A 17,281-nucleotide genomic window follows, 5' to 3' on the forward strand; every position below is an offset into this window, starting at 1 on the left:
GCAGGCTCGGCGTTCCTTGGAGCTGCGCGACATGAGCGCACCGCGGCCAACCCGCAGTTGATCTAACCAGTGGCACGCGGAAGAAGGCCCTTTGCCGTAATCTCCGCCGAGAGCTCTTCGATCGTCTTGCGTTGTTCCATGGCGGATCTGCGGATCAGTGCAAAGGCGGCTGGTTCCGCCAGCGCGTGCGAATGCATCACCTGGAGAACGGCGGCGAGGACGACGCGACGCGACCGGAGACGCTGCTCGAGCTTGAGGACCTGTTGCTTCAATTCGTTGGTGCGTTCGTTTCGTTCGAACGCCATGACGAGCGCCGCGTAGATACCGGCCGAGCGCAGCGGCTTGACCAGGAACGAGGCCGGGTCGAGCTCGAACACCAGCTTCAGACGGCTCGGCGTCTCGGTGCCGAGCAGGGCGATGACAGGCGACCGCGCCAGGAATGCACGTTGCGCCGGTTGCAGCAAATGCAGAAACTCGTCGTCGATCAGCGACAGATCCGGAACGAAGTTCGCTGGCTCGCCTGGGGTCCATGCGACGCCGTCGATCCCTAGACGTTCGAACTGGCGTCGCACGATGGTCGCGTCGCGTTCGTCCTTGATGGCGATGAGCGCCTTGCGGCCGCGCAGCGAAAATGAAGACCGTCTGCTCATTTCACAACCCGCAGATGCGGCGCATTCGGCAATGCGCCGCCCGTCGAGGTCTCCCTCGTGGGGCTGACGGCAACGTCGAGCTGCGTCAGGTAAGGGTCAGGCTTAACGGGCGTATCGGCTTCCCAGAAGATATCAAACTGTCCTTGCGGATTGGATACGGCAAGCCGCGGTGTAAGGACGCAATGATTGTTGCCGCCGTCGATCCAGACCGGCCCCTGCGGCGAATTGTAGCGATAGCCGGCCGCGGCGCGCCGCACCTCGGCAATGTTCGATGTACCCGCGCGCTGCAGCGCGCGCGCCAGCAGGTAGACCGCGACATAGGCGGACTGGCCGTCAACAGAGGGGCTGCTGTGCTCGCCATAGCGGGCCTTCCAGCGCGCAACGAATGCGCGGTTCTCAGGCAGGCGGATGCTCTCGAAATAGGCCGACGATGTGATGCATCCGGCCGATGCCGGCCCGACGATCGACAGTTCCGGCTCGCACAGGCTGCAGCTCAGCATGGGAATCTCCAGCCCCGCAGCCCTGGTGCCGACGTGGAAAGCGCGAATGAAGTCGTAGCTCGAGCTTCCGACCAGCGTGTTGAACACGATCGGCGGCTTGCGGCGAACGATCTCGTCGACGATGTGACCGACGGCGCTTTCGCCCAGCTCGAGCAGCCGCTCGGCGAGGATGTGGCCATCTGCCGCGCTGACCAGCTCGCGGGTGACGCGATTGGTCTCCCACGTCCAGACGTAGTTGGAGCCGACGCAGAAGATTTCACGCGACAGATTGTCGAGCACGTAGCGGACGAGCGGCAGGACGTTGTGATTGGGCGAGGCCCCGACATAAATGACGTTGTCGGAACACTCGAAACCTTCATAGCGGGCGGGATACCAGAGCAGGCGATCGGTGCGCTCCACGATCGGCAGCACCTGTTTGCGCGATGCCGACGTGTAACAGCCGATGATGTGCTCGACGCCGACATTGCGGATGAGGTCGTCGCAGACCGTGTGATATTCGGAGATGATGCCGCGGGGATCGCGAATATGGGGCGCGATCGAGAACTCGAACTCGGTCTGCTTGTTGATCTCATCGACCGCCATCATCGCGCTCTTGAGGATCTCGCGGCCCATGGCCTGATAGGGCCCGGACTGCGAGCAGATGATGCCAACGGGAACAGACGGCTTTGTCATTGACAGCTTTCGACGACGCAACGCGAAGATGAAATCATCATCGCCCATGGCAGCGCAAGTGGGTTGCCGTTTTGCTGCGCAGCACTTTCGAAATTTAGGCAGACAGCAACGTTGACAATGCGATGGGCAGTTACTTAGACTTTTCTCTTACAGGGCTACCTGTCGAACCTCGCGTGCGCCGATCTGGCCGATGACGTCCAGCTCTTTGCACTAAGTGCTTCGTTCGATCACGGACCCTAAAGCGACAGATCATAGCCGCGGCATTTGCGCCATTCGTCACCTCATTCGGGAGGGGCGGGTGGCTTTTTTCGTTTGCCGCCAGGGAGCTGACGATGCGTCCGCGTCGCCAGAACGGTGACTTATGCGTGTGGCCAACCGTGCGCCTTGTCGAGTGGGAGGATGAAGAACGATGGCGGCAGCAGATCTCCACTATCTTGGACTCGTTGATGTCGGACGGAAGATCCAGGCGAAGGAGCTGTCGCCGGTCGAAGCGACGAAGGCGATGCTCGGGCGGATCGAGAAGCTCGACGGCAAGCTCAAGAGCTTCGCGTATGTGATGGCTGACGCGGCGCTTGCCGATGCCGCCGCTGCCGAGAAGGAGATCGCCTCCGGCAAGATCAGGGGGCCGCTACACGGTGTGCCGGTGGCGGTCAAGGACCTCTGCTGGGCCAAGGGCGCGCCGGCCGCGCATGGCATGACGATCCATCGAGACTTCCGTCCGACTGAGGACGCAACGGTGGTCGCACGGTTGAAGGACGCCGGCGCAATCATTCTCGGCAAGCTGCAGCAGACCGAAGGCGCTTACGCCGATCATCACCCGAAGATCGACCCGCCGAAAAATCCATGGGACGCGGATCTCTGGCCCGGCGCATCTTCCAGCGGCTCCGGCGTCGCCACCGCGGCGGGCCTCTGCTTCGGTTCGCTCGGCACCGATACCGGTGGATCGATCCGCTTTCCGTCGGCGGCCAATGGTGTCACCGGGCTCAAGCCGAGCTGGGGACGTGTCAGCCGCTACGGCGCGTTCGAGCTCGCGGCGACGCTGGATCACATCGGCCCGATAGCGCGGAGCGCAGTCGATTGCGGCGCCATCCTCGGCGTGATCGCCGGCCAGGATCCCAAGGACACGACATCGGTCCGGCTCCCCGTGCCCGACTATCTCGCCGGTCTCTCCGGTGACCTGCGCGGCGTGACGATCGGCCTCGACCGGCGCTGGACCAGCGAAGGCACCGACGGCGATGCGGCCAAGGTGCTGGCCGAGGGCTTGCGGGTGGCGGCCGATCTCGGTGCGAAGATCAAGGACATCACGTTTCCCGATCCCAAGGCGATCATCGACGACTGGTTCCCGCTCTGCGGCATCGAAGTGGCGGTCGCGCACGAAGACACCTATCCGGCGCGCAAGGACGAGTACGGCCCGGCGCTCGCGGGCCTGCTCGATCTCGGCCGGCAGCAGTCCGGAATGGACTACCAGAAGATCGTGCTCCGCCGCGAAGCGTTTCGTGGTGCGGTGCGTGTGCTGTTCGAGACGGTCGATCTCATCGCTGTGCCGGCGCAGGCGTTCGCGGCGCCCACGCTCGACAAGATGGCGGCGCTCGGTGAGGACGCCTCGCTGATTGGAGGCCTGCTCCGCTTTACATGTCCGTTCGATATGACGGGAAGTCCGACCGTGACATTGCCCGGCGGCTTCGCGGCGAACGGCGGCCCGGTCGGCTTCCAGTTCGTCGGCCGCCATTTCGACGAGGCCGGCCTCGTTCGCGCAGGCGATGCGTTCCAGCGCGTCACCGACTGGCACAAGCGTCATCCCGCGATCTGAGCCGAGGAGCCGATCTCATGTCCGAAGACTGGTTGAAGACATCCATCATGGCCAAGCGCGCGGTCGCCAAGGGCGCGACCGGAGCGACCCATAGCCTGACGATCGAGCAGCAGGGCGGCTTCCACTACGTCTACGGTCCCTATGCCAAGCCGACCCTGTCGATCGACCCCGGTGGGGTGGTCGTCGTCGAAACCGAAGATGCCTTCGGCGGCGTGCTGACCAAGGAGACCGACAGCCCCACCGCCAAGCTCAACTTCCCTTATCTCAACCCGCAATGCGGGCCGATCGCGGTGAAGGGCGCCAAGAAGGGCGATTGCCTCGCGATCTACATCCGCGACGTCGAGACCCGGGGCGAGCAGCCGGCCGGCACGACCTGCATCATTCCGGAGTTCGGCGGACTGGTCGGGACCGGCTCGACGGCGCTGCTCAATCCGCCGCTGCCGGAACGCGTGAAGAAGCTGCATGTCGACAGGAACGGCGTGCGCTGGAACGACAAGCTCACGCTGCCCTACGAACCGTTCATCGGCACCATCGGAGTCTCGCCTGAGATCGAGGCGATTTCGTCGCTGCAGCCGGATTACCACGGGGGCAACATGGATCTGCCCGATGTTGCCCCCGGCGCGATCATCTATTTCCCGGTGCATACCGACGGCGGGATGCTCTATGTCGGCGATTGCCATGCGACGCAAGGGGACGGCGAGCTCTCCGGCGTGGCGCTCGAGCAGCGCGCAACCGTTACGCTGCAGGTCGATCTGATCAAGAACTGGAGCTTCGCCTGGCCCCGGCTTGAGACCAGGGACTTCATCATGACGATCGGCAGCGCGCGTCCGCTCGAGGACGCGGCACGCATCGCCTATCGCGAGCTCGTGCGGTGGATGGCGGCCGACTACGGCTTCGACGAGATCGACGCCTACATGCTGCTCAGCCAGGCCGGCCGCATGCGCCTCGGCAACATGGTCGACCCCAAATACACGATGGGGGCGTCGATCCTGAAGAATTACCTCAAGCCATGACATCCAGCCGCTTTCAGGAACAGGGGACATCACGATGATTTCGGGACGCAAGTTAGGAATGGTTTTGCTCGGCGCCATGCTCGGTACTGCGGCGTCGATGAGTGCTGCCCAGGCGGCCGAGCCTCCGCTGAAGGTGGGGCTGCTCGAGGACGTGTCGGGCGATCTTGCCTTCATGGGCATGCCGAAGCTGCACGGGTCGCAGCTGGCGGTCGAGGAGATCAACAAGAGCGGCGGCATTCTGGGGCGGCAGATCGAGCTGATCCATCTCGATCCGCAAGGCGACAATGCACGCTATCAGGAATTCGGCCGGCGCCTGCTCAATCGCGACAAGGTCGACGTGCTGATCGGCGGCATCACCTCGGCTTCGCGCGAGGCGCTGCGTCCGATCGTCGACCGCACCACGACGCCGTACTTCTACACCAATCAGTACGAAGGCGGTGTGTGCGACGCCAGCATGATCAGCATGGGCGCGGTGCCCGAACAGCAGTTCTCGACGCTGATTCCCTGGATGGTCGAGAAGTTTGGCAAGAAGGTCTATGTCATCGCCGCCGACTACAATTTCGGTCAGATCTCGGCGGAGTGGAACCGCAAGATCATGAGGGATCTCGGCGGCGAGGTCGTCGGCGAGGAGTTCATCCCGCTCGGCGTGTCGCAGTTCGCGCAGACCATCCAGAACATCCAGAAAGCGAAGCCGGACTGGCTGCTGACGATCAATGTCGGTGCTGCCCAGGATTCGTTCTTCGAGCAGGCGGCCGCGGCCAACCTCAACCTGCCGATGGGCTCGTCGATCAAGATCATGCTCGGCTTCGAGCACAAGCGCTTCAAGCCGCCGGCGCTCAACAACATGCACGCGACCGCGAACTGGTTCGAGGAGATCGACACGCCCGAAGCCACCGAGTTCAAGAAGCGATGGCACGCGAAATTCCCCGACGAGCTCTATATCAACGACATGGGCTACAACGCCTATAACGCGCTCTACATGTACAAGACGCTGGTCGAGAAGGCGAAGTCGACCAAGCTCGAGGACATGCGCAAGGTGATCGCGGCCGGCGATGCCTGCATCGACGCTCCCGAGGGCAAGGTCTGCATCGATCCGAAGAGCCAGCACACCTCACACCGCATGCGCCTGATCTCGGTCGGGCCGAAGCACGAGGTGAAAGTCGAGAAGGACTACGGCACTATCCAGCCCTACTGGCTCGGCGAGATCGGCTGCGACCTCACCAAGAAGAACGACAAGGATCAGTACACGCCGAGTCATCTGCCCAAGAAGTCGTGACATCTGGCGGGCACGGATCTTGCTCGTGTTGAACGTCACGATCTTGAACAAGGCCGGCGCCGCAACGATGCGGCGCCGGGAGCGGCAAGGGGATCAAGATGTCGGCTGAGGTATTCTCGGTATTCTACCAGTTCGCCGATGTGTTTGCGTTCCTCATTCTCTCGGCCGCGGGTCTCGCCATCGTGTTCGGCATGATGGGCGTCATCAACATGGCGCATGGCGAGTTCATCATGTGCGGTGCCTATGTCACCGTCGGCCTGGTGAATCTGGGTGTGCCGCTCGCGATCGCTCAGGCGCTTGCCGCGCTGACGGCGGGACTCATCGGTGTTCTCGTCGAATTCCTGGTGGTGCGGCGCTTCTACAAACGGCCGCTGGATTCTCTGCTCGCGACCTGGGGGCTCAGCCTCATCGTCACGCAGTCGATGCTCCTGATCGTCGGGTCTGCCGTACGAGGCATCGGCACGCCCGAGGGAAGTTTTGCGATCGGCGGCTATACGTTTTCGACTTATCGCCTGGTGCTGTTCGGTTGTGCGGTGGCCGTGCTGGCCGGTCTCTATGTCATCTTCATGAAGACGCGTTTCGGCGTGATCGCCCGTGCCACCATGCAGAATGCAGCGATGGCGAAGGCGTTGGGCGCGCGTACCGGCCGGATCTATGCGATCAGCTTCGGGATCGGTACCGGCCTCGCCGGACTTTGCGGAGCGCTCTACGCGCCGACCATGACGCTGATCCCGACCATGGGTGCGACCTTCGTGGTCGAAAGCTTCGTGACCGTCGTGATCGGGGGAGCGAACGTTCTGCTCGGAACGGCGCCGGCCGCCGTGTTACTGGCGATGATCCGCATGGCGCTGAACGCGAGCTATGGTCAGATCATCGGGCAGATCGGCATGCTGGTCGCCGTCATCCTGATCATCCGCGTGATGCCCGAAGGGCTCTCCAGCGTTCTGGTTCGTCGCGGGCGCTAAAGGGGAAGTTGATGTTCAAGCTGCTGGAAGGCCCGCAGACGCTCGGACGTGGCAAGATCTTCTGGTCCTGCTTCCTCGCCGTGCTCGCGGGCGCGCTAGCCTATCCGCTTTTCGCCGATTCCTACGACGTCGGCAATTTCGCTTACTTCCTGATCTGGATCTTCATGGCGCTCGGCCTCTGCCTGATGTGGGGCTATGGCGGCATGCTGTCTTTCGGCCAGACCCTGTTCTTCGGCATCGCAGGGTACGGCTATGGCGTGCTCGCGATCAACATGGGGGGTGGCACTGCGACGATCGGCGCGCTCGTCCTTTCGGTTTTTCTTGCCATGGTCGCCGCTGGTATCCTCGGTTACTTCATGATCTGGGGCGGTATCAACGGCATCTTCTTCGGTATCGTGACGCTGTCCGCAACACTGGTGCTGGCCTTCTTCCTCGGCCAGACCGCAGGGCCGGAATGGCATATCGGGCCGGCGCGGCTGAACGGCTTCAACGGCATGAAGGGCATGGACCCGCTGACGGTAGGCGACTTCTATATCGAGGGATCGGCGCTTTATTACGTCATGATCGCGCTGATCGTGATCGTCTATCTCGCGCTGCGCATGCTGGTGAATTCGGGGATCGGCAATGTCATAGTGGCGACGCGCGAAAACCCGCAGCGCGCGGAGATGCTTGGCTACGATGTCCGGAAGTACCAGCTTCTGACCTTCGTGATCGGCAGCGGCCTCGCTGGGCTGAGCGGCGCGCTGTACACGTCCTGGGGGCAGTTCATCACGCCGTCCAGCATCGGCCTGCCCGCGGCTGCGATGCCGATCGTATGGGTGGCCTTCTCCGGGCGCAGCGATCTGACGGCGACGCTGGTTGGGTCGGTTCTGCTGCTGTTCGGCTTTCAGACCATCACGGTCTACAGTCAGCAGGCTGCGCTGGTGCTGATGGGGGCGTTGCTGCTCGCCACGGTGATGCTGGCGCCGCAGGGCTTCGTGCTCGGTATCGGCAGGCTCGTCGCCGGCTGGTGGCGCGGACGTCGTCGCGACGACGGCGCCGTGATGGCGGAGGCTGGCCGCTTGCAGTCGGAGGAGTCCTGATCATGGCGCTGGTCGAAGTCAAAGGCGTATCCAAGCGCTTTGGCGGATTGACAGCGGTCTCTGGCGTCGACCTCACCGTCAACGCTGGAGAGGTCCACTGCCTGATCGGCCCCAACGGCGCCGGCAAAAGCACGCTGTTCAAGCTGATCGTGGGCCTCTATCCGCCGACCCAGGGCAGCATCTTTTTCGATGCCATCGACATCACTGCCGAGCGCCCATATGCGCGCGTGCAGCGAGGCATGAGCATCAAGATGCAGGCTCCGAGCGTGTTCAAAGAGCTGCCGGTTCGGCAGAACATCCAGACTGCGCTCCAGGAGCGATTGTCAGGCGCGGAACGCATCGCCGAGGAGGATCGCCTGCTGACGCTGCTCAACCTCAGGCCGGACAGCGAGAAGCTCGCGGGTGCGCTGTCGCATGGTCAACAGCAATGGCTCGAGATCGGGATGGCGTTGGCGCTGAAGCCGCAACTCCTGCTGTTGGACGAGCCGACCGCCGGCATGTCGCCGGAGGAGACCTTCAGGACCGGCGAGCTCATCAAGTCGTTCAATGCCGAGGGCATGACCGTTCTCGTCGTCGAGCATGACATGGCCTTCGTGCGCCAGGTCGCCCAGCGCGTCACGGTGCTGCATCTCGGCAAGATTTTCGCGCGCGGCAATCTCGAAAGCATTTTGCAGGACGAGAAAGTCGCGGAGATCTATCTCGGTAAAACCCATGCTCACTAAAGTCGTGCGCACTGACCGGATTCTGGACGTATCGGAACTATGGGCGGGATACGGCGCGACGCCGATCCTGCAGGGTGTCACCATGTCGGTCTTACGCGGCGAGATCGTCGGCGTAATCGGCCGTAACGGCGTCGGCAAGTCGACCCTGATGCGGTGCCTGATCGGGCTGCTGCAGACCTGGCGGGGCACGATCAGCTTCATGGGGCAAGACGTGACCAAGCTGGAGGCCGACGCGCGGGCGAGGGCGGGCTTCGGCTACATCCCGCAGGGGCGCGACGTCTTTCCGCAGATGACCGTCGAGGAGAATCTGCAGGTCGGCGAGCTGATCGGCGGTCCCGGCGGCAAGAAGCTGCCGGAGCTCGTCTATGAGTATTTTCCGCGGCTGAAAGAGCGTCGGCGGCAGGCTGCGGGCACGATGTCGGGTGGCGAGCAGCAGCAGCTTGCCATTGGCCGAGCGCTGATCGGCAATCCATCCCTGATGATTCTGGACGAGCCGTCCGAAGGCATCCAGCCGTCGATCGTCCAGCACATCTGCGAGGCGCTGAGGTCGTTCCGCAACGAGCTCGGAACCACCATCATCTTCGTAGAGCAGAATCTCGACACGATCCTGGCGATCGCCGAGCGCTGCTACATCATGGAGAAGGGCAGGATCACGCAGTCGCTGGCGGGCGGCGAGGTCAACGAGGACAATGTCCGCGAGCAGCTCCTGCTCTGAATGGCCGCATGCATGTTCTGAAATCGTCAACAGGGAGGGAATGGACATGGATCTGGGACTCAAGGGAGCGAAGGTTCTCGTCACCGGCAGCACCAAGGGCATCGGCAGGGCGATCGCCGATACCTTCGCGGCCGAAGGCGCCAATGTCGGCATCTGCGCTCGCAACCAGACCGACGTCGACAACGCAGTCACCGCGATCAAGGCGAAGGGCGTCGCTGCATTCGGCAGCTCGGTCGATGTCTCCAACGGCCCGGCGCTCAAGGCCTGGGTGGAGGATATGGCCTCCAAGCTCGGCGGCATCGACATTGTCGTCGCCAATGTCAGCGCGCTGTCGATCGGGCAGGACGAGGAGAGCTGGGAGAAGGAGTTCTCCACCGACATGATGGGCACGGTGCGGCTGGTCAACGCGGCGATGCCATATCTCGAGAAGAGCAAGGCCGCCGCGATTGTCACCATTTCCAGCGTGTCGGGCCGTGAGGTCGATTTCGCCAGCGGCCCCTACGGCACGTTCAAGGCCGCGATCATTCACTACACGCAGGGGCTGGCCTTCCAGCTTGCCGGCAAGGGTATCCGCGCCAATTCGGTCTCGCCGGGCAACACCTATTTCGAGGGTGGTGTCTGGAATCAGATCAAGGACGGCAATCCCGAGTTGTACAAGACCGCACTGGCGTTGAACCCGACCGGCCGCATGGGGACGCCGCAGGAAATGGCGAACGGTGCGGTGTTCCTTGCCAGCAGGGCTGCAAGCTTCATCACGGGGACCAACCTTGTGATCGATGGTGCGCTCACGCGCGGAGTGCAGTTCTAGGCGCATCCAGAGCCGCGCAGACTCGAGGCCGGGCCGTCTGTGGCGCCGGTGGGCGAGACCGTTTCCGATAACAACAGGGCTGTCAGATGTCAGCAGATCCAATTCACTACAAGTCGATCACCGAGCTCTCCGAGCTGTTCCGCCGCGGCGAGCTGCTGCCCTCGAAAGTGACCGAGGCCATGCTGAGCCGGATTGCGAAGCTCGACGGCAAATTCCACGCCTATGCACTCGTCCTCGCCGAGCGCGCCTTGGCGCAGGCGAAGCGCTGCGATGCCGAGCTTGCGAAGGGCATCTGGCGCGGGCCGCTGCACGGGGTGCCGGTGGGACTAAAGGATCTCTGCTACACGACGTTCGCACCGACCGCGGGCGGCACCACGATCCACGCCAAATTCATCCCTTCCTTCAATGCGACGATCGTGGATCGGCTCGAGCACGCCGGCGCCGTCACGTTAGGCAAGCTGAAGATGACCGAGGGCGCCTACACCAGCCACCATCCGAACGATCAGGCGCCGCTCAATCCCTGGGCCGTCGATTACTGGGTTGGCTCCTCCTCGAGCGGATCGGGCGTGGCGACCTCGGCGGGGCTCTGCTTCGGTTCGATCGGCAGCGATACCGGCGGCTCGATCCGGTTTCCGTCGGCAACCTGCGGGCTGACCGGAATCAAGCCGACGTGGGGACGCGTCAGCCGTCACGGCGTCTTTCCGCTGGCGGATTCGCTCGACCATGTCGGGCCGATGTGCCGCAGCGCAGCCGATGCGGCCGCCATGCTCGGCGTCATCGCGGGGGCGGATGTCAACGACCCGACGGCCCTGCTGGCGCCGGTGCCGAACTATCTGGCCGGCATCGGAGACGGCATCCGAGGCTTGCGGATCGGCGTGGACCGCAGCTACACCCAGAACGGAATCGATCCGCAGGTGGTCGCCGCCTTGCTCGAAGCCGAGCGTACGCTTGCGGCGCTCGGGGCCGATATCCGCGAGGTCAAGTTTCCGGCCTACGAGAAGCTCGTGAGCATGTGGATTCCGATGTGCTCCATCGAGACCGCAGAGGCGCATCTGGAGACCTATCCGTCACGAAGGTCGGAATACGGCCCCGATCTGGCACAGCTGATCGAGCAGGGCAGGTCGGTGAGTGGGGTCGAGATCGCGCAGATCCATCATGAGCGGCTGAAGTTCTGTGGCAGCCTCGCGGCGCTGTTCGGCGATATCGACCTGCTCCTGATCCCCACCATGCCGGTGCCGATCCCGACGCTGACCAGGATGGGCGAATACGGCGCCGATCCCAGCGTTCTGCTCAGCATCCTGCGTTTCACCGCGGTGTTCGACTTCTCGGGCAGCCCGACCATCACGCTGCCGAACGGCATGGCGTCGGACGGCTTGCCGCTCAGTATGCAACTGGTCGGCCCGCATCTGTCCGAGGATGTGCTTGCTCGCGCGGCCCATGCCTTCCAGTCGGTGACCGACTGGCATACGCGACGCGCTCCCGTCGACTGACGCTATCTCGGCTGGGCCGACTCGCTGGTGAGCGACTGCAAGGATAAAGGGAGGACTGTGGGAGCTTTCCGAGGACGCGACGGCTGAGAAGGCGTGTCTTCGCTCAGTCTAGGCCTGGATCGAGGACCCGTCCGGAGCTGCGCTCCCTGTCAGTGACGGAGGTCGCCTACCGGTTCGGCTCCAGAAGTTCGTCGCATTTCAGCACAGTCTTCCGACGCAGATTTGGCCATGGCCCATCGGAGCTGCGGAAGCGTCTCCCGGCTCGCTGACTTGGCCGGGAATATTCGGCACATGGTGGCAGGCGGACCCGGTCAACGGGAATAACGAAAGGCGAGATGGACGAGCAGCCTCTTGATTTCGCGTCGCGGGAAAACCCGCTGGCAAAGGTGGCGTCCGCGCTTTTACATTTTAGCGTACCTGCGTCTGCAGCTATGCCAGGGTGAGCTTGTCAGCCGGAGTTTATTCTGCTCAGTGTCGGTTCAAATCGTGCTGCGATGTGCATGCACGCATCGACTAAAGTCGAAAATCAGCGAGGAAACATAATGCGTAGATTGATTTTAGCCGTCGCCCTGATCGCCCCAATGCTCGGCCATGCGGCACGAGCGGAGGATACCGTCAAGATCGGCTACATCGATCCGCTCTCCGGCGGCGGAGCCAGCGTCGGCGAGGGCGGTCTGAAGACATTCCAGTATCTGGCTGATGAGCTCAATGCCAAGGGCGGCATTCTCGGTCGTAAGATCGAGATTGTACCGTTCGACAACAAGACCAATCCGCAAGAAAGCTTGGTGCAGGCCCAAAAGGCGATCGACGCGGGCGTCCGCTATATCACGCAAGGCAATGGTTCGTCGGTCGGCCTCGCGCTCGAGGATTTCGTCACGAAATACAATACGCGCAACCCCGGCAAGGAAGTCCTGTACTTCAACTATGCCGCCGTCGACCCGGCCATGACCAACGAGAAATGCAGCTACTGGCATTTCCGCTGGGACGCGAGCTCCGACATCAAGATGGAAGCTCTCACCAACTACATCAAGGACATCGCTTCGATCAAGAAGGTGTACCTGATCAACCAGGACTATTCCTTCGGCCAGTCGGTACGCAGCGATGCGCGAAAGATGCTGTCCGCGAAGCGGCCTGACATCCAGATCGTCGGCGACGAACTGCATCCGCTGCTGAAGGTCACCGACTTCTCACCCTACATCGCCAAGATCAAGGCCTCCGGAGCCGATAGCGTCGTCACCGGCAACTGGGGCCAGGACATCGCGCTGCTGCTCAAGGCGGCCGCCGATGCCGGCCTGAAGGTCAACTGGTACACCTACTATGCCGGTGGCGCGGGCGGGCCGACCGCGATCAAGCAAACCGGCCTCGATCACCAAGTGTTCCAGCTGACCGAAGGCTTCGCCAATTCGGGCAATCAGAGTGCGATGGACTACGAAAAGGCGTTCCGTGCCAAGGTGAACATGTCGCTTTGGTATCCGCGAGCGGTCAACGAGATGCGGATGTTCAAGGCCGCAGCCGAGAAGGCCAATTCCATCGATCCGGTGAAGGTGGCGGCCGCGCTCGAGGACCTGAAGTTCGATGTCCTCGACGGTGGGACGGGTGTCATGCGCAAGGATGACCACCAGTTCTTTCAGCCGATCTACATCTCCTCGTTCGGCAAGCTTGCTGCGAACGAGCCGTTCGACGAGGAGAACACAGGCTGGGGCTGGCATCTGGTTGCCAAGGTCGATACACCCAAGGCCATGGTCTCCACGACTTGCAAGATGACGCGGCCATAAACCATGCACGTTGCGCCTCCCCGCGACGTCGTCGTTGCGGGCAGGCGGCGGCCAGAATGCTTCACCGGTCAGATGACTGACACCGGGGCCGAGCGCCCCGGGTATTCACGAGTACGCTGTGCTTGAACTCATTGTCATTTCAACCCTGAACGGTGTGCTGTTCGGCATGCTGCTGTTCCTGTTGTCGAGCGGATTGACTGTCATCTTCAGCATGATGGGCGTGCTTAATTTCGCTCATGCCAGTTTCTACATGCTGGGTGCCTTCTTCGGCTTTCAACTGACGAAATGGATCGGATTCTGGCCGGCGTTCGTGATGGCACCGCTCCTGGTCGGTGGTATCGGCATGACGGTGGAGCGCTACGGCCTCCGCAACACCCACAAGCACGGCCATGTCGCGGAATTGCTGCTGACTTTCGGCCTCGCCTTTGCGATCGAAGAGATCGTGTCGATGATCTGGGGCAAGAGTCCGGTCGACTATCGTGTGCCGGCGCTGCTGGACTTTCCCGCGTTCACCGTCTTCTCGACCAACTATCCCGCTTACAAGATGTTCATGCTCGGGGTATCTGTCCTTATCTTCGTCGCCCTCTTGCTGGTGCTCAAACGCACAAGGGTTGGCCTCATCGTGCAGGCAGCGCTCACGCATCCGCACATGGTCGGGCATCTAGGTCACAACGTCGGGCGCTTGTTCATGGTCGTGTTCGGCGTGGGGAGCGCGCTAGCAGGCCTTGCCGGAGTCATAGCCGGGCCCGCGCTGGTCACGCAGTCGGACATGGCGGCTTCGCTCGGGCCCATTCTGTTTGTGGTCATCGTGTTCGGCGGCCTCGGCTCTTTGCCCGGCGCCTTCATCGCCTCGCTCGTCATCGGTCTGGTGCAGACCTTTGCCGTCGCCTTGAATGGCTCCCTCGCAAGCGTATTCGGTCCGCTCGATCCCTGGTGGGAGCCGTCAGCCCTGGCCGACATCTGGAACGTCACGATTGCTCAGGTCGCGCCGATTATTCCTTATCTTCTGCTGGTGATCATCCTGATCGTACGCCCCATGGGCCTGATGGGGACGCGCGAATCATGATGACGGCAACGATATCGGGATCCGCACGCGCGGCGAATGCGGCCGGCGAGAACCTTCGCTTCTATGGTATGTGGCTGATCGGCGTGATCGTGCTGATCGTCCTGCCGCTGGTGTTCTCATCGGGCGGCTCGCTCACGTCATTCAGCCTCATCGGCATCGCGATCGTGTTCGCGCTGTCCTACAATATCCTGCTCGGTCAGACCGGCCTGTTGTCGTTCGGCCATGCCGTGCATTACGGCCTCGGCGGCTTCGCCGCCTGCCATATGATGAACGCGGTCGTGTCTCATGGCTGGCCTATCCCGCTTCCGTTCATCCCGTTGTTCGGCGGCCTTGGCGGTCTTGCGTTCGCAATGGTCATCGGCTGGGTCATGACCAAGCGTGCCGGCACCGTATTCGCCATGATCTCGCTGGGTATCGGTGAACTGGTTGCGTCCTCGTCGCTGATCCTGCGGTCGGTGTTCGGCGGCGAAGCCGGCATCACGACGGACCGCACCGCCTTGCCGCGCATGCTGACCTGGACCTTCGGGCCGCAGATTCAGATCTATTATCTCATCGCATTCTGGCTGGTGATATCGGCGATTGCGATGTACGCGCTGACGCGGACCCCGCTCGGTCGGATCAGCAATGCCGTCCGTGACAATCCCGAGCGCGTCCAGTTCATCGGCTACGATCCTCACGTCGTCCGCTATCTCGCTTTTTGCTTTGCAGGATTCTTCGCTGGCATCGCGGGGGGACTTGCTGCCATCAGTTTCGAGATAGCGAACTCGGCCTATCTCGGCGCGATCCAATCCGGGCTCGTGCTCTTTTCAACCTTCATCGGCGGTACGGCTTATTTCTTCGGGCCGATCCTCGGCGCGATCCTGGTGACTTATCTGCAACTCGGACTGACCAGCGTCACCAGTGTCTGGCAGCTTTATTTCGGCATCATCTTCGTCGGCATCGTGATGTTCTCGCCCGGCGGCATCGCCGGGCTCGTAATGATGCACCGGCCGCTTCTCCGCGCCGGAACGTTACGGACCGTGATCCCATCTTATATCGTCTCGATGGTGCCGACTGTGGCGCTCGCCTGCGGCGTCATCCTGACCATCGAGACGATCGCGCGTTATTCCGGTGGGGAAGGCAATCCGATCAACCTATTCGGCATCGGTTTCAAACCGACGTCGCCGGTGACGTGGATCGCTGCTGCGGTTCTCCTTGTCGGCGGGTTCCTCGTCGCTCGCCTGACCTGGCGGCGGGTCGCGGAGGCCTGGGACAGGGCTGCGACGGTCGCGCGGGATCGGGGGTATCTGGCATGACCGCAGCCATCGAAGTTCGCGCCGTCGACAAGCGCTTCGGTAATGTGAGCATCATCCGTGATCTCAACCTCAGCGTCGCGCAGGGCGAGAGGCACGCCATCATTGGTCCAAACGGCGCAGGCAAGTCGACGACGTTCAATCTGATCAGTGGGCATATCAGGCCGACCTCGGGCGAGGTGCGCCTCAACGGTGAGCTGATTTCCGACCTGCGGCCGTTCGAGATCAATCGGCGCGGCCTGTCGCGTTCGTTCCAGGTGACCAACGTGTTCGCCCGCATGACGGTCTGGGAGAACGTCCGTTGCGCCGTGCTCTGGGCCACGGGGCATCGCTATGCGTTCTGGAAGAACGTGGACCGCCTGCCGGAGGTCCGAGAGCGGACCGCCCGGATTCTTGAGGACATTCATCTCACGCATCGGCGGGACGTCCCGGCCGGCCTCCTGACATATGCCGAGCAGCGCGAACTGGAGATCGGCGTCACGATCGCAAGCGGCGCCACCGTCGTCATGCTCGACGAGCCGACCGCTGGAATGAGCCACGCCGAAACCGAGCGAGCAGTGTCGCTGATCCGGCGCCTGACCGAAGGGCGCACGCTTGTCATCGTCGAGCACGACATGAGCGTCGTTTTCGGCCTTGCCGACCGCATTTCGGTGCTGGTCTATGGTCATATTATCGCCTCGGGCACACCCGAGGAGATCCGGCGCGATCCGAAGGTCAGGGAAGCCTATCTCGGCGAGGAAGCACATTGATGCTCGAGGTCAGGGATCTCCACGCCTATTACGGCAAGAGCCACATCCTTCAGGGCGTCGACCTCGACGTCGCGGCGGGCGAAGTGGTGAGTCTGCTCGGCCGCAATGGCGTCGGGCGCTCCACCACGGTCAAGGCGATCATGGGCGAGGTGAGCCCACAGGGCACGGTCCGCTTCAAGGGAAGGGATATCGCGGGCCTCCCCAGCTACAAGATCGCCCGTCTCGGGCTCGGCTATGTGCCCGAACATCGCGATATCTTCCCGAGTCTGACGGTACGGCAGAATCTCCTGCTCGGCATCAAAGACATCCGCCGTCCGGGCAAGTGGCGGCTGCAGGACATGCTCGACATGTTTCCCAATCTCGCCGCGCGAGCCGATACGCCCGCCGGCGTACTTTCCGGCGGCGAAAAGCAGATGCTCACGACCTGCCGCACTCTGATGGGTGACCCTGACCTCATCATGATCGACGAACCGACGGAGGGGCTCGCGCCGCTGATCGTTCAACAGGTTGGAGATCTCATCGCCCGGATCGCGCAAGCTGGCGTCGCAATCCTGCTCGTCGAGCAGAAGCTGTCGATCGCCATGCGCATTTCGAAGCGCGTCTATATCATGGGGCACGGCCGCGTGGTTTTCGAAGGCACGCCCGATGAGCTCAAGGCGAACGCTGCGGTTCGCCAGGAATGGCTTGAGGTGTGAT

Annotated in this window: 17 protein-coding genes; 15 read left to right on the top strand and 2 right to left on the bottom strand. The window is 62.6% G+C overall.

Annotated elements, in window-relative coordinates:
• Positions 1 to 62 precede the first annotated feature (62 nt).
• Positions 63 to 650, bottom strand: coding sequence for an ANTAR domain-containing response regulator (locus XH87_RS16085; RefSeq protein WP_035701598.1), 588 nt, complete (start codon positions 648 to 650; stop codon positions 63 to 65).
• Complete coding sequence (locus tag XH87_RS16090) at positions 647 to 1,822, bottom strand: transporter substrate-binding domain-containing protein (RefSeq protein ID WP_271588037.1); 1,176 nt, start codon at positions 1,820 to 1,822, stop codon at positions 647 to 649. Before XH87_RS16090 ends, XH87_RS16085 begins: the two co-directional genes overlap by 4 nt.
• Before the next feature lie 409 nt (positions 1,823 to 2,231).
• Between XH87_RS16090 and XH87_RS16095 the strand changes: the two genes are divergently transcribed.
• From XH87_RS16095 to XH87_RS16165, 15 genes are all read left to right on the top strand, one after another.
• Positions 2,232 to 3,632, top strand: a complete 1,401-nt coding sequence (locus XH87_RS16095; protein ID WP_271588038.1) for an amidase — start codon at positions 2,232 to 2,234, stop codon at positions 3,630 to 3,632.
• A gap of 17 nt (positions 3,633 to 3,649) precedes the next feature.
• Complete coding sequence (locus XH87_RS16100; protein ID WP_035701593.1) at positions 3,650 to 4,645, top strand: acetamidase/formamidase family protein; 996 nt, start codon at positions 3,650 to 3,652, stop codon at positions 4,643 to 4,645.
• A gap of 58 nt (positions 4,646 to 4,703) precedes the next feature.
• Positions 4,704 to 5,921, top strand: a complete 1,218-nt coding sequence (locus XH87_RS16105) for an urea ABC transporter substrate-binding protein (protein WP_271588039.1) — start codon at positions 4,704 to 4,706, stop codon at positions 5,919 to 5,921.
• A gap of 98 nt (positions 5,922 to 6,019) precedes the next feature.
• Positions 6,020 to 6,886 (top strand): ABC transporter permease subunit, encoded by an 867-nt coding sequence (locus tag XH87_RS16110; RefSeq protein ID WP_271588040.1) that lies wholly within the window; start codon positions 6,020 to 6,022, stop codon positions 6,884 to 6,886.
• 11 nt (positions 6,887 to 6,897) lie between these two features.
• Complete coding sequence (locus XH87_RS16115) at positions 6,898 to 7,968, top strand: branched-chain amino acid ABC transporter permease (RefSeq protein ID WP_271588041.1); 1,071 nt, start codon at positions 6,898 to 6,900, stop codon at positions 7,966 to 7,968.
• 2 nt (positions 7,969 to 7,970) lie between these two features.
• A complete protein-coding gene (locus XH87_RS16120; protein WP_035701580.1) occupies positions 7,971 to 8,690 on the top strand; it encodes an ABC transporter ATP-binding protein in 720 nt (239 codons plus the stop codon).
• Positions 8,680 to 9,405: an ABC transporter ATP-binding protein gene (locus XH87_RS16125; protein WP_081492376.1), complete on the top strand. Its 726-nt coding sequence runs from the start codon at positions 8,680 to 8,682 to the stop codon at positions 9,403 to 9,405. Before XH87_RS16120 ends, XH87_RS16125 begins: the two co-directional genes overlap by 11 nt.
• Positions 9,406 to 9,451: 46 nt before the next feature.
• Positions 9,452 to 10,213: an SDR family NAD(P)-dependent oxidoreductase gene (locus XH87_RS16130; RefSeq protein WP_271588042.1), complete on the top strand. Its 762-nt coding sequence runs from the start codon at positions 9,452 to 9,454 to the stop codon at positions 10,211 to 10,213.
• An 86-nt stretch (positions 10,214 to 10,299) separates the two neighbouring features.
• On the top strand, positions 10,300 to 11,703 hold the full coding sequence (locus tag XH87_RS16135; protein ID WP_271588043.1) for an amidase: 1,404 nt from the start codon (positions 10,300 to 10,302) through the stop codon (positions 11,701 to 11,703).
• A gap of 152 nt (positions 11,704 to 11,855) precedes the next feature.
• Positions 11,856 to 11,972 carry an AraC family transcriptional regulator gene (locus tag XH87_RS16140; RefSeq protein WP_271588044.1) on the top strand — a complete coding sequence of 39 codons (117 nt, stop codon included), beginning with the start codon at positions 11,856 to 11,858 and terminating at the stop codon, positions 11,970 to 11,972.
• A 273-nt stretch (positions 11,973 to 12,245) separates the two neighbouring features.
• Entirely contained in the window at positions 12,246 to 13,478 is a 1,233-nt protein-coding gene (locus tag XH87_RS16145; RefSeq protein WP_271588045.1) for a branched-chain amino acid ABC transporter substrate-binding protein, read from the top strand.
• A 118-nt stretch (positions 13,479 to 13,596) separates the two neighbouring features.
• The gene (locus tag XH87_RS16150; protein WP_158671747.1) at positions 13,597 to 14,544 is read left to right on the top strand and encodes a branched-chain amino acid ABC transporter permease; all 948 of its coding nucleotides are present in this window, start codon (positions 13,597 to 13,599) and stop codon (positions 14,542 to 14,544) included.
• Positions 14,541 to 15,839 carry a branched-chain amino acid ABC transporter permease gene (locus tag XH87_RS16155; protein WP_442868278.1) on the top strand — a complete coding sequence of 433 codons (1,299 nt, stop codon included), beginning with the start codon at positions 14,541 to 14,543 and terminating at the stop codon, positions 15,837 to 15,839. The genes XH87_RS16150 and XH87_RS16155 overlap by 4 nt, the downstream gene beginning before the upstream one ends.
• A complete protein-coding gene (locus XH87_RS16160) occupies positions 15,836 to 16,585 on the top strand; it encodes an ABC transporter ATP-binding protein (protein WP_271588046.1) in 750 nt (249 codons plus the stop codon). Before XH87_RS16155 ends, XH87_RS16160 begins: the two co-directional genes overlap by 4 nt.
• Positions 16,585 to 17,280: an ABC transporter ATP-binding protein gene (locus XH87_RS16165; protein WP_271588047.1), complete on the top strand. Its 696-nt coding sequence runs from the start codon at positions 16,585 to 16,587 to the stop codon at positions 17,278 to 17,280. Before XH87_RS16160 ends, XH87_RS16165 begins: the two co-directional genes overlap by 1 nt.
• Position 17,281 lies beyond the last annotated feature (1 nt).

Origin of the sequence: Bradyrhizobium sp. CCBAU 53415 (genome assembly GCF_028128735.1) — a bacterium.
Classification (GTDB): domain Bacteria; phylum Pseudomonadota; class Alphaproteobacteria; order Rhizobiales; family Xanthobacteraceae; genus Bradyrhizobium.

Excerpts from the sequence above, each read along its gene's own strand:
- XH87_RS16085 (WP_035701598.1), bottom strand. The coding sequence starts at position 650 with ATGAGCAGACGGTCTTCATTTTCGCTGCGCGGCCGCAAGGCGCTCATC.
- XH87_RS16090 (WP_271588037.1), bottom strand. The coding sequence starts at position 1,822 with ATGACAAAGCCGTCTGTTCCCGTTGGCATCATCTGCTCGCAGTCCGGG.
- XH87_RS16095 (WP_271588038.1), top strand. The coding sequence starts at position 2,232 with ATGGCGGCAGCAGATCTCCACTATCTTGGACTCGTTGATGTCGGACGG.
- XH87_RS16100 (WP_035701593.1), top strand. The coding sequence starts at position 3,650 with ATGTCCGAAGACTGGTTGAAGACATCCATCATGGCCAAGCGCGCGGTC.
- XH87_RS16105 (WP_271588039.1), top strand. The coding sequence starts at position 4,704 with ATGGTTTTGCTCGGCGCCATGCTCGGTACTGCGGCGTCGATGAGTGCT.
- XH87_RS16110 (WP_271588040.1), top strand. The coding sequence starts at position 6,020 with ATGTCGGCTGAGGTATTCTCGGTATTCTACCAGTTCGCCGATGTGTTT.
- XH87_RS16115 (WP_271588041.1), top strand. The coding sequence starts at position 6,898 with ATGTTCAAGCTGCTGGAAGGCCCGCAGACGCTCGGACGTGGCAAGATC.
- XH87_RS16120 (WP_035701580.1), top strand. The coding sequence starts at position 7,971 with ATGGCGCTGGTCGAAGTCAAAGGCGTATCCAAGCGCTTTGGCGGATTG.
- XH87_RS16125 (WP_081492376.1), top strand. The coding sequence starts at position 8,680 with ATGCTCACTAAAGTCGTGCGCACTGACCGGATTCTGGACGTATCGGAA.
- XH87_RS16130 (WP_271588042.1), top strand. The coding sequence starts at position 9,452 with ATGGATCTGGGACTCAAGGGAGCGAAGGTTCTCGTCACCGGCAGCACC.
- XH87_RS16135 (WP_271588043.1), top strand. The coding sequence starts at position 10,300 with ATGTCAGCAGATCCAATTCACTACAAGTCGATCACCGAGCTCTCCGAG.
- XH87_RS16145 (WP_271588045.1), top strand. The coding sequence starts at position 12,246 with ATGCGTAGATTGATTTTAGCCGTCGCCCTGATCGCCCCAATGCTCGGC.
- XH87_RS16155 (WP_442868278.1), top strand. The coding sequence starts at position 14,541 with ATGATGACGGCAACGATATCGGGATCCGCACGCGCGGCGAATGCGGCC.
- XH87_RS16160 (WP_271588046.1), top strand. The coding sequence starts at position 15,836 with ATGACCGCAGCCATCGAAGTTCGCGCCGTCGACAAGCGCTTCGGTAAT.
- XH87_RS16165 (WP_271588047.1), top strand. The coding sequence starts at position 16,585 with ATGCTCGAGGTCAGGGATCTCCACGCCTATTACGGCAAGAGCCACATC.